An 11,886-nucleotide genomic window follows, 5' to 3' on the forward strand; every position below is an offset into this window, starting at 1 on the left:
GATCACTGACCGAGAGGGGATAACTCCACAGGGATGGCAAAGTTCCCAAGCAATTCGTGCACCTGGGGTGAGTTCTCGACGACACATTCAATGAAAGCTGTCGTTCCGCGCCTTAAGTCTGTTCGCACTTGAATCTTGGCTGGAATGTCGTGTGCTGCGAGCAGTTGTTGAAATACGTGTTCTGCTGCGCGCAACCGGAGCTCTGCTTTCGCTACCTTACCAATGGCCGTCAGAGGCATTTTTTCTAGTATTTCAATGCGCACCGGAATAGCCGCACGTTCTGGAATAAGTTCGCGCGCAACCACAAGTAGATCGTCAGTATTGGCAATGTATCCTGGCTTTATGGTGACGTAGGCTACTGGTAGCTCGCCCGCATGCACGTCAGGTTGTCCTACTGCGGCGACAGCTGTCACAAATGGAACTTTGAGTAAGACGTCTTCTATCATTGCCGGGTCGATATTGTGTCCGCCGCGGATGATAAGTTCCTTTGCCCGGCCCGTTAGGTGAAGATAGCCATCTTCGTCGAAGTAACCAAGGTCTCCGGTATTGAGCCACCCTGGACGGAGCCAGATGCCTTGATTATCCAAGTGACGCAGGTATCCAGGAAAGACGTTAGGGCCACAGATGCCTATCACACCGACTTCGCCACCATTGCATTCCTCAGTGGCATTACCATTGCTATCTATCTTCCAAACCTTGATCTGCTGATGTGGCAAGCGTATGCCGACAGTTCCAAAACGGCGTTCACCGAGTGGCGGATTGCAGGAGGAAACGCAGGCCCCTTCCGTGAGTCCATAGCCTTCGAATAGCTGTATGCCCGATGCTGATTCAAAGCGGCGTGCCACTTCGCTGGGAAGCGGAGCTGCACCGCACACTGCATACCGTAGCGTCGAAATATCGGCGTCGCCAATTGGAAGATCAGCAAGTGCGGCATAGATGGTCGGAACAGCACTGAAACTGGTAGCCTTAAAACGCTCAACCAATTTCCAGAAGTTATGCAAGACACCCTGACCTCGATACCCTGAAGGTGTCAACATCACCACTTCGGCTCCGCTATGAAAAGCGGCCAGCCCGGTAACCATCGCACCATTTACATGAAATAGTGGCAATCCGCACAGCAACACATTGTCGGCGGGTAGTATGGCGCCCAGCGTCCAGGCAATGAAGGTTTCATTTAAATGTGTGTGCGCGGCGATCTTCGGGAACCCTGTTGTACCGCCCGTATGAAAATATGAACACACATCAAATTCGTCGAACTCTCGCGCTGACACTAGTCGGTCTGATTCTTCGGCATCGAGTGCGGTATCGAAGTCCAAAATTGCCACGTCGTTCCGCTTAGGTTTCCTGCTCTTTGCGAACATGTCTTCGATCAGCGCCTCTTCAGGTTGGTCGAGATACTGTCGAGAGCTCGCGGCGAATACAACACGAATCCCTGGACACCTGTCGACAACGTCCATCGCCTTGTCCCAAATATCAGTCCCTGGCAATGGTGCAAGTGCGACTAATGCCTCAGCGCCGGTTTCATTAATAATGCCAGCGATATGTTCAGCTTCAAGCATAGGATTAATGGGACTAGCAATTCCTGCCGCCTGGGCACCGAGCAAGGCATAATGAGTCTGGGGCAGGTTGGGCATCAACAGCGAGACTGCTTTTCCCTTTAATATGCCTGCACGATGGAAGGCGTTTGCGGCTTGCGTAACCCGCCACCTTAGTTCACGGTAGGTGATAGAAGATTCGGGAGCAGCCGGCTCACCTTTCATCACGAAACGAAGTGCCATGCGGTCAGCATGGGATTCACATGCTTGGCAAAGCAAGTCATAGGTGTTGTGCGCGGGCATGTTTTGATGCCACGGCGCTTGTTCAATTTCCAGTACATCAGCCAAGCTGCGCACAGCGGAACGGATATGCGCGCGAGAATGTAATATTTCAGACATATTGGTCTCGTAGGGTATGGTATGTAGATCTTCGGGATCAGGTCGGTAATAACACGACGCATCCAGGACGGCGTTGTTCCACGTGTCTGTGTGCAAAAGCGGCGTTTGCAAGCGGAAAACAACTGTATGTCATAGCCGCCGTGTATATTGCAGACCGCTCAGACAGATATGCCAGGGCTCGTTGGTCGGGCGCGAACACCGTCCATGCATAGCGAGCACCTTTTGGCGCGCGTGCGCGCATGGACTTTTTCTCGCGCATTATATTGATGGCACCGCGTAGTAAGCCATGCTGGTCGAGATTTGCTAGCAAAGGATGAACAGTAGTTGCGTGGCCAAGCGCATCGTTTGCAAGCAATTTCAGTAGTGCTGACTCGTCGTCCCAATTTGCGAAATTGAGGGTAGCCGCAAACTTGTCGGTTATTTCGCGTAGCGGCTGCTCGTTTAGATCAATAACAGATATTGCGCCGGCACCCCGACAGATCGCGGTACTGGCGGGATTGGATACGGCCGTGACATATGCCCCCCAGTTCGCGAGCGTCCGCACAGCCAGCAAGCCTAATCTGCCCGACGCTCCATGTATCAATACATCGCGTCCGCACGCATTTTCTTCACGCAGTCCCGCGTCGGCGAGCGCGCGCAATACAGTAGTGAAGTTATAGGGTAATGCCGCCAGCGCGTTTGCAGGAATGGTACGCATATCTTTGGGCTGTTGCATCGCATGCTTAGTGTGCATCACTACATGGCTTGCGTGTGTTCCAGTACTTGAAGGCGGTATCGCGCCAAACACCGCATCGCCTTCGCGAAAATGCGAAACACCAGGTCCGGTAGCTGTCACAATACCGACAAAGTCGTTGCCAAGAACTAACGGGAAGCGAGCTGCCCCCATTAAGGAGAATAGCTTTCTGCCGTAGCCGGAACGGCGGCGAACATCGATCGGATTGACCGATGTCGCCTCAACCATAACTTCTATCTCCCCGCGTTGTGGTGTGCGTCGCGGCATGCGCTTTAGTTGAAGCAAGCTAGCGTCACCGAATCGGGGCAAAACAACCGCTGTGCAATCTGTACTCATGGGGTGACGATCCGGTTGCACTGTTCACCCAGATCTATGGTGCCGTCGTCGGTGCGTATTGACGCTCTCATTGTGTCACCAGGCTGTAAATAGGCCGGATTGGATATTCCCTTTTTGATAAACATTCGCCATTTCGTTTGGTCCGACATCAGATGTTTGAGTATCCACATCGTCAGTTTTCCAGGTGCTCGTGCTGCGCAGCCGGCTGGCGTCCCCGTGGCAATCACATCGCCTGGGTAGAGATTTTGCAACATGGAAAGTTCTGTCAATGTTTCGTGTGGCTTGAAGATCATGTCGCCGCAATACGCATCTTGGCGAGGTTGGTCATTGACAGATAAGCGCATGCGTAGCTCGGACCATCGACTCCATTCCATGGCATCCAGAAGTACAAAAAAAGGGCCTGTCGGTCCGAACGTGCGATAGCTTTTTCCCTTGTAGAACTGCGCTTGCGGCAACTGTATATCGCGCGCTGACACATCGTTTATGATGGTTACGCCTGCGAGCCAGTCATGCAGCGCATCTTGCCGAATTTCTTGAGGGCTGGTTATCGGCCGACGTAAAACCAAGCCAAGCTCTATCTCATAGTCGAGCAGGCGAACATGCTCCGGACGTATCACATCTGCATGGGAGGATGTAATACACGAGGACGCTTTTGTGAAAATTGTATTGAAGCCGATCTTTCCTGGATCCATTCCAGACTCGCGAACATGGCTTTCATAGTTGATTCCCTGGCAGATGAGCTGGCGGTCTTCGGTAATAGGCGATAGTAGTCTCACATCGTCGAGCAGGAGAGAAGTGCCGTCGATGGGAGCTCGCCTTACTTCTTCCATCCCATTTTTTACGAAATCTGCTGTACTTGAATAGGCGCTTGACAATGGAGCTATGACGCGCCCATGAACCACACCCCACCCGATCTTTTTATCATGTTCGTAACGAACCACTTTGATTGCCATGTTTGCCTCTATTTTTTGAAGGAATTTTTATGTTGGGGTTCAAAGCCAGGGACGTGGCGGCGCGGACAGCGCGCTGCCGAGCAACTTCAGGCGCTCCATAGACAATCGTCGATTGCAAAGCAGTTTTAATATTTTGATCAAAGTGCTTAGATTGTGTTGTGGCCCCATCGACTTTGGAACGTCATCTCCCCAGGCCCAAATACCGGAGAGGTCCAGCGGTGAGTATTGGGGTTCATAATCAGCAGTAAAGACGTCACCGTCCGTGTAATGTTCGAATTCCATACCATTTGGATCGAACCAATAGTCAAATAGTTGGCTGCCTTGGATGTGACGACCTATTCCCCACATGTGACGATGACCATTTGCGCGAAGAATGTTGTGCCCTTGACCGAGCGCATCAAGGTCGACAACTTCATAGGCACTATGTTCATACTTTTCTTCCAGTCCCCCAACCAAGACGAGGGAATGATGATCTGCTGGGGTGCTACCAAGATTGAGCCGGAAAAAGCATAAATTAGGTGAGCCGTCCGCGAGAAATTGAACATCGGAGGGAATGACGCCAAGGTGGCGCATGTACCAACGAGCCATACCTTGAAAATCGACAGTCTGAAGAACGACATGTCCAAGCTTGACGACCGCAGCAGGTTCGAGCGGTGCCCGGACGGTCTTGTTAACACGACCGATCGTCCCTGGCCCATTGGTGAGCGGATGCAAAGGTGTTCGCACAGGAATTGGGTTTACTTGCTTTCTTCCCGTGACCAACCATAGGAGATTGCCTGCAGGGTCAATCAATTCGACTCCTACCCCTCCGCCAGGAATAATTTCCGTCGGCAGTCTGCGAGCGCCAGCTTGGGATTGGAGCACCAAAAGGTCGTTCTCGTTGGAGACGTTAAACGCTGCTCCTATATAACGAGAACGTGGACCACGGCGAGCCACATAGATACAAGGCTCGCTGCTGCTACCGCGCATGACTAGCTGGTCTTCGGTCAGCACAACAGTGTGCATTCCGAAATCTATTAAAAAATTTTCCACAGCTCCAAGATCTGGTTTTTCGAACATCAGGAAAGCAAGTGATTTTGCTTGAACGAGAGGACAAACTCGATCCAGCTTTTGGATAGGCGCAGGTAGAGCGCTCTCCGCATACGAAATATGCGTCTTGAAGGTTTTTTTGAGGGACGGCACGATGACTCCTAAATTTTATGGCCTACTGACTTGGCATTTTGTTTTAAGTGACATTATCGTCAAACTGACGTAAATGTCAAATAAATTTCCTTAAAAAAAATCGTCCCGACTTGATACCTATGGGTAGTTATAAAGCCATTAATAAAGAGGCTGAAATACGATTTATCCCTCGCAGCAAAGCCTTCATATTTTCCGACTATCACAATGACACATATGTCATCTTGACGTTGTTAGAAAATTGAACTATATTTGACGCATGCTGGCTCAAGCGCCAACTACACCGGGAAGTTGCTATGCAACTAAAGAAGGGAAACAAAATGGATATGCAAAAGAAAGTGCTCAGCTCTGCATCAGGGGATGGTTCAGAAAAGCACAAAACGGCGAACGCTATTCGAAATGTTTCTCTGCCCTTAGGCACAGTGGAACCTGAAAACCGGGTCAGTAATGGATACACCGTCGCGCTGTTTAACGCGGCTCGCAATAATGCATCGAAAAATACTGCGCATCAGATACTGGGTGCAAAAGGCACTAGTTCTAAATTCCAGAATGTCCAAGTACTTGCTCTTCCCATTGTTAAAACTAGCCGCCTTCCGAATAGCGGTGCCAGCGCAAGAGAATATTTCAAACAAAACAAACTCGAAGCTGATCTTGTGGAACTGATTGCAATTTGCTCAAGAGTAGGACTTCGGCGGTAACACGGCGACAAACAGTCATTTGAAAAGTGACTCAGAAAAATTTATCTATTCGCGTCGATGCGACAGAATTTAAATCATGATATCGAACGATGCCGACTGTAGCTTTAGGAATAACCAATGACCACGCTCCAATTCTCTAGGGATTCACTTCCCTATCGTCGCGCGATCCGACACTGCCTGGTAGCGGTCATATTGTGTGCATGCTTCGCGATTACATGGATGTCCAGTACCGATGGCATCGTTGGTTATGCCATCATGCACGTCCTGTTCATTCCCGTTTTAATCGCCGCTTTTGTTTATGGTATTCCAGGAGGGCTGCTGATCGCACTTGCCTGCGGCATTGCAATCGACCCTTTATTAGCATTGCTTGGTTTAAATACTGCAGACCGAGGGCTAGAGAACTGGCTGTATCAAGTTATCACTTTCGTCTTGATCGGAGGTCTGGGTGCTCTGGCTAATAGTGCCGTGCATCTGCATTGGATGCGGTTGCGGTTGATAGCCCGCCTCGCCCCGAACACCGGACTCCCCAATGCCCATGCGCTGTTAATGGCACTTGAGAAACTAGCGGGTAGCCGACAGAGTGAAACCAGCCATGTCTTGGGTGTAGTCACGGTCTATAACTCTGACGAGATGAGTTCAGCCTTTGGTTTTTGTGTTCTGGATGACAGTATGCGAAAGCTGGCCATTTGTGCCACCGGTTGCCTGCCGGCCGGTGCCGCTGTTTTCCGCATTGGGACCGAGCAATTAGGTTTTCTCTCCGCAGCGGGAGAAAATGCGATGTCTACTCTGTTGGCGCGACTCAACACTGCTTTTCGCCAGCCGCTGATGCACCAGGATCAACCAATCCACGCTGACACCCGTATTGGCTATGTGGCCATTCATGGCTTCCTTGAAGAACCAGAGAGCTATTTGCGCAAAGCTCTAGCGGCCTCCCTCCAGGCCTCCCAGAGCAGGCATGACATTTCTCTCTACCGTAGCGGCATGCGTGCTCGGGCACGCGATAACTTGACCATCTTGGGTGAGTTGATCGGCGGCATGGAACGTGAAGAAGTTTATCTGCACTATCAACCAAAAGTTTCCCTGTCCACTGGCGCCGTGGTAGGGGTAGAAGCCTTGATCCGTTGGAAGCATCCTCAGAGGGGGTTGCTGCAGCCAGCTACGTTTATCCCTCGCGCGGAGCAGAGCACCCTGATCCACGCTCTGACTGAATTTGCCATCGAGCGTGCTCTGCACCAAGCCGTGGCTTGGCGCAATGCTGGAATGATGGTTCCGATTGCCGTCAACGTATCGCCTCAAAATCTGATGCAACCTGGCTTTTGCAACATCGTCCAAGGGCTTCTCGCGCGCTGTGGTGGCAGCAGCGAGCTGCTTGAGTTGGAGGTGACTGAAGGGTCCATGGTCGGTGATATTGATCTGGTTGCGGCCGAATTACACCAACTGAATAAGCTTGGGGTACAGATAGCGATTGACGATTTTGGCACCGGCTATTCGTCGCTCACCTACTTGGACCGACTGCCGGTTTCGATTCTGAAGATTGATCAGAGCTTCATTCGTCGCATGTTCAGCGAGGAAAGCAGTATTGACATCGTCGACGCTGTCGTATCGGTTGCTCACAAGAAGGGCGTTCGCATAGTGGCAGAAGGAGTGGAAAGCCAAGCCGTGTTCGATATCCTGAAACAGCTCGGTTGCGATGTCGCCCAAGGCTACGGGATCGGCAAACCTATGCCACCTGCAGAGTTCGAGGCGTGGTATCGAGCCTGGCAACTTGGTGGGGCGATGCTCCAAGCCCCACTACCGGACAGACTCACGCCGTCAGTGTACGCGCCAGTAGCCTAACTGTGTCTTGGTGTTGCTGTAACAGCAACGCCGAGTTCACGTCCGGATTTTCATACGTTAAAAATATTTCCAGCAATTGTATGCAAGCCTGTGGCCATAGTGCCCACCACTAATATTGAATAGGTAAAGAGATGAGAAAGAATCTGCCAGTGACGATCAATGAATATCCTCTCGAAGACGGTAGACCCATCGTCTCCAAGACGGATCTCAAAGGAGTTATTACTTACGTGAACCCGTATTTCGTCGAAGTCAGCGGCTTTGAGGAGGCAGAACTGATTGGAGCATCGCACAACTTAGTGCGCCACCCAGATATGCCGCCCGAAGCCTTCGCTGATCTCTGGACCTGTCTACGCCAAGGCTTGCCATGGGCCGGTCTCGTGAAGAACCGACGAAAAAACGGAGATTACTATTGGGTTGATGCAAACGTAACGCCTGTAGTGGAAAACGGTCAGACAACTGGCTACATCTCAGTGCGCAGCAAGCCTGCGCGTGCCCAGATTGAAGAAATAGAGAAGACGTACCGAAATTTTCGTGACGGCAACCCAAGCAGGTTGAGTATCCGCCAGGGGCAAGTCGTGCGAGGTGGAATAAGCGGGTTGGTTGATAGATGGCGCGGCATGTCCGCCCGAAATCATGTCCGGGCTGCCTTGAGCGCGATTGGCCTCCTTGTGGGAGGAATGGGCGTAGTTGGGTGGGTCTTGCTCAGCGGTTGGACTGGTCGCGCCTTTGCATTGGCCGGCCTCTTAGGTGCGCTGGCGCTGGTTCTGCTGTGGTGTATTCTACAGGCGGCCTTCGCCAAACCTCTGCAGGCTGCTATCCATGCTGCACGTGCCATCGCTGGGGGAGACCTGACAGTACGTATCGTGACCGACCGACGGGACGACGTCGGTCAGTTGCTGCGCGCCATGCAGCAGATGCATATGAACTTGGTCGCAATCATTGGCGATGTGCGAAGTAATGTCGACACAATCAGTCTGGCCACGGAAGAAATCGCTTTAGGCAGCCGCGATTTGGCCACGCGCACGGAAGGACAGGCAGCTAATCTGGAAGAGACTGCATCGAGCATGGAGGAGCTGGCTGCTACTGTGAAGCAAAACGCAGCCCACGCCGAAATAGCGAGTCGCTTGATTGCCGAGACCTCGGCCGTCGCTTTTAAGGGTGGCGCGATGGTAGAGCGTGTTGGTACGACGATGGCCGATATTACTTCTGCTGGCCGCAAGATCGAGGACATCATCGGTCTAATTGATGGCATCGCCTTTCAGACCAATCTACTCGCGTTGAATGCTGCTGTGGAAGCAGCTCGTGCGGGCGAGCAAGGCCGCGGTTTTGCCGTGGTCGCCGGCGAAGTGCGCAACCTTGCTCAGCGCTCGGCGGCTGCGGCCAAGGAAATCAAGGCTCTGATCGGCAACACGGTGGAGCATCTGCAACAGGGGGACGTCCTGGTGACCGAGGCCGCAGGCACGATGCAAGAAGTCGTCGACTCTGTGCAAAAGACAGCCATGCTAATGAGCGAAATAGCCCTAGGTAGCCGGGAGCAAAGCGTGGGAATCGAGCTCGTCAACCGGGCTGTAACGGATATGGATACGGACACACAACAGAACGCGGCGATGGTCGAGCAAGCGGCAGGCGCTGTGGGTAGCCTGCATGAACAGACTGGTCGGCTGGAGCAGGCAATCAGCCTGTTCAAGCTCAGCCGACTTCAGGCTCCGACCGGTCGTTCCGCGCAGATGGCTTCCCGTACGCACAGGGCCCAGCTACGCGTGCTACAAACTACCCAAAAATCAACCCGGATATCATTATCCGAAAATCAGCGCTTCGGATAAAGAAGCAGGACGAAACACGACCTAGCATGTCACGCTCTGACACCGGTGGTTTCGTCTTAACATACTTCGAGGAAATTTCAGCCAGCATCGCTGCGGTTCCTGTTTCTACGCAGATCTGCTGGCATTTTTTGAGGAGCGCTGCAATAGTGGAGCAAGTGCTGGAACGAAAGAAATCCCGCAATGGAATATGCTCGCCTAGAACTATGCCAAACCAACAGCCTGGCCAAGCAGCCGCCATCTCCGCCGGACGGATGGTCGTTACTTGCCAGCGATGAGCGTTAAGACATTTGAATCACGAAGACCCGTCACCATCCGCAGGCCTAATTCAGGATTTTTCGGCTAGACCAACGCGCATTCGAGTGCGCTCCAACGTTCTGCGTAAAATAGACTGGTCGTCGAGTGCAATAGGGGGCAGCGGGGTTGCAACGAGACGTGAAGCCAGTCTCTTTTCCACGCCCAGGCCTCGTAGAACAACTAATACCATCGCTTCGGGATAATCAGGCTTAGATCGCTCTTCTGCCAATGAATTGACTGCACCAAACATGGCACCGACAACAAGATCAAAGGCAATTCTTCGAGTGCAAGAAAACTTCTCTTGCGCGATGCCCATTTCTATATCCCTTGCGAGAAAAGCAATGCCATGAAGTGATTTGCCTAGTGTCGGCCAGTGCAGGCGTGACAAAAACGCGCCGAGCAACGAATATTCTCGCACCGCATGTAGCAATAGGCGACAGCCGCAAGTAATTCGCACAACTGGATCGTCGTGTAGCAGGACGACTGGATCAATCAAATTCAACAACTCATTACTAATTTCTTCGGCGACTGCTTCCAGCAACTCTTCATTCGTGCGGAAGTAGTTGTAAAACGAGCCGCGAGACATGCCGGCTAGTGAAATCACTTCGTCAATGACGGCCGCTTCGGGACCTTTATTTGCAAAAACAAGTAGAGCACTTTCCAACAGACGAGCACGGGCTTTTTCTCGCCGTTGCGCACCTACTCGCGTCCTATGATTTTCTTGCGGCTCGATTTTCATTCGCTCGAATGGATGAATTGTGATGCCTTCATTATACGTTAAAACATCAATTGACATCAACGTCATAATGATGATATTGGCAGTTAGTAATGCAATCTCTATGCTGCGACACGTCAGACATATTTGCCTTTGGCACTACAAAGGCGGGTAATGAATCTCATATTTATAGGAATGTATACCCGTTCATAACAAGTTCATTGTCTTGATATGCTCACGGTTTTTCACTGTTTCCTCAGTTGATTTACGAGTTTCTGCTTTCTCTAATTGACATATTCGTCAATTTGAATATCATGTCATCTTTAGTTGCGGCACTGTATTTGCAATAGACGATGAGTACTATGCAGCGATGCATTGCCAGTCGCTCGTTATGACCGCCAGAGTGGAATATGAAAGCTGAAGGAACACCAAATCATCGCAGCCGCGTGGCGGCGGAGCGTCGGGAAAAGACTCGCGCGAAGCTTTTACATAGCGCGTTGATTGTCTTTTCGCAGAAAGGGCCGCATGCGCTCATAGAGGATGTTATAGCGCATGCAGGTATGGCGCGCGGTTCCTTCTACAACTATTTTAAGACGAATGAGGAACTGTTGGTTGCCGTTGCATGTGAGGTCAACAATGAATTGCTTCGCGCCATCGATCCCGTCGTACAGTGCACTACGGAGCCAACTGAACGGATCGCCTGCGGAGCGCGTCTACTACTCCGTGCGGTGATTGAGTTTCCCCAATTCGGCTCATTTGTGTCCCGCTTACCAGTTCCGACGGCTAACAGTAGCTTGCTCGGGATACGCTTTCTGGCGCGTGATGTCGCGCTTGGTGTGGTGTCCGACCGATTCATGCGTGTCCGAAAACGGGCAGCTGTCGATCTTGTGGCAGGAGTTGTTTTCAACGCCGCCTATTCTATGGCTAGGGAGATGTTGGAGCCTGATTATCCTGATGCGATCGTGAAGGCCATGTTGCTGGGGTTGGGTGCGACTGAATCAGATGCGACCAGAATTATTGCTACGCCTCTGCCGAATCTTGTACTGCCTGCGACGTCAATCTTATTTCAAGCACAGAATATACAGATTTAGCCTCTACATACATTGCTTTCTGCACTAGGATCCCCCTTCCTCCTGACGACGTACCGTCGTATCTGCTCTCCAACATAACAAGTCACTAAAGCGCTTATTAGCATTTATTTATCGCCCGACGAGGTTGCTGAGATTAGCTTAAGTTGCAACAATAAATTTTTCAAATTAAACGCATCGTCAACCTGACATTATTGTCGTTATGGTGTATATTACCGATACCTAACATGGCAGCGGGCCGGGAATGACTGGATTGTATGACCAGTGGCATACCGCATGCGTCATGAGGATGTTGTC

9 protein-coding genes are annotated in these 11,886 nt (G+C 51.5%); 4 read left to right on the forward strand and 5 right to left on the reverse strand.

The genetic code is table 11. The features are described 5' to 3' along the window. Positions 1 to 2: 2 nt before the first annotated feature. The 4 genes from IEW12_RS11595 to IEW12_RS11610 are packed head-to-tail and all read right to left on the reverse strand — an operon-like array spanning position 3 to position 5,138. Positions 3 to 1,934, reverse strand: coding sequence for an acyl-CoA synthetase (locus IEW12_RS11595; RefSeq protein WP_188566200.1), 1,932 nt, complete (start codon positions 1,932 to 1,934; stop codon positions 3 to 5). 37 nt (positions 1,935 to 1,971) lie between these two features. Beyond that, entirely contained in the window at positions 1,972 to 3,003 is a 1,032-nt protein-coding gene (locus IEW12_RS11600) for an alcohol dehydrogenase catalytic domain-containing protein (protein WP_188566201.1), read from the reverse strand. Continuing rightward, a complete protein-coding gene (locus IEW12_RS11605) occupies positions 3,000 to 3,956 on the reverse strand; it encodes a fumarylacetoacetate hydrolase family protein (protein ID WP_188566202.1) in 957 nt (318 codons plus the stop codon). Before IEW12_RS11605 ends, IEW12_RS11600 begins: the two co-directional genes overlap by 4 nt. 39 nt (positions 3,957 to 3,995) lie before the next feature. Further along, on the reverse strand, positions 3,996 to 5,138 hold the full coding sequence (locus IEW12_RS11610; RefSeq protein ID WP_229751057.1) for a VOC family protein: 1,143 nt from the start codon (positions 5,136 to 5,138) through the stop codon (positions 3,996 to 3,998). A gap of 317 nt (positions 5,139 to 5,455) precedes the next feature. Here IEW12_RS11610 and IEW12_RS11615 point away from each other — a divergent pair, with 317 nt between their 5' ends. From IEW12_RS11615 to IEW12_RS11625, 3 genes are all read left to right on the forward strand, one after another. Next, the gene (locus IEW12_RS11615; RefSeq protein ID WP_188566203.1) at positions 5,456 to 5,833 is read left to right on the forward strand and encodes a hypothetical protein; all 378 of its coding nucleotides are present in this window, start codon (positions 5,456 to 5,458) and stop codon (positions 5,831 to 5,833) included. A 117-nt stretch (positions 5,834 to 5,950) separates the two neighbouring features. Next, positions 5,951 to 7,669, forward strand: a complete 1,719-nt coding sequence (locus IEW12_RS11620; protein WP_188566204.1) for a putative bifunctional diguanylate cyclase/phosphodiesterase — start codon at positions 5,951 to 5,953, stop codon at positions 7,667 to 7,669. A gap of 131 nt (positions 7,670 to 7,800) precedes the next feature. Continuing rightward, positions 7,801 to 9,492, forward strand: a complete 1,692-nt coding sequence (locus IEW12_RS11625; protein WP_188566205.1) for a methyl-accepting chemotaxis protein — start codon at positions 7,801 to 7,803, stop codon at positions 9,490 to 9,492. Positions 9,493 to 9,817: 325 nt separating this feature from the next. Here IEW12_RS11625 and IEW12_RS11630 read toward each other — a convergent pair whose 3' ends face one another. After that, the gene (locus tag IEW12_RS11630) at positions 9,818 to 10,582 is read right to left on the reverse strand and encodes a TetR/AcrR family transcriptional regulator (RefSeq protein WP_188566206.1); all 765 of its coding nucleotides are present in this window, start codon (positions 10,580 to 10,582) and stop codon (positions 9,818 to 9,820) included. Positions 10,583 to 10,911: 329 nt separating this feature from the next. Between IEW12_RS11630 and IEW12_RS11635 the strand changes: the two genes are divergently transcribed. Continuing rightward, complete coding sequence (locus IEW12_RS11635; protein ID WP_188566207.1) at positions 10,912 to 11,592, forward strand: TetR/AcrR family transcriptional regulator; 681 nt, start codon at positions 10,912 to 10,914, stop codon at positions 11,590 to 11,592. Positions 11,593 to 11,886: the final 294 nt, after the last annotated feature.

The organism is Parundibacterium terreum, from assembly GCF_014636315.1.
GTDB lineage: Bacteria > Pseudomonadota > Gammaproteobacteria > Burkholderiales > Burkholderiaceae_D > Undibacterium > Undibacterium terreum.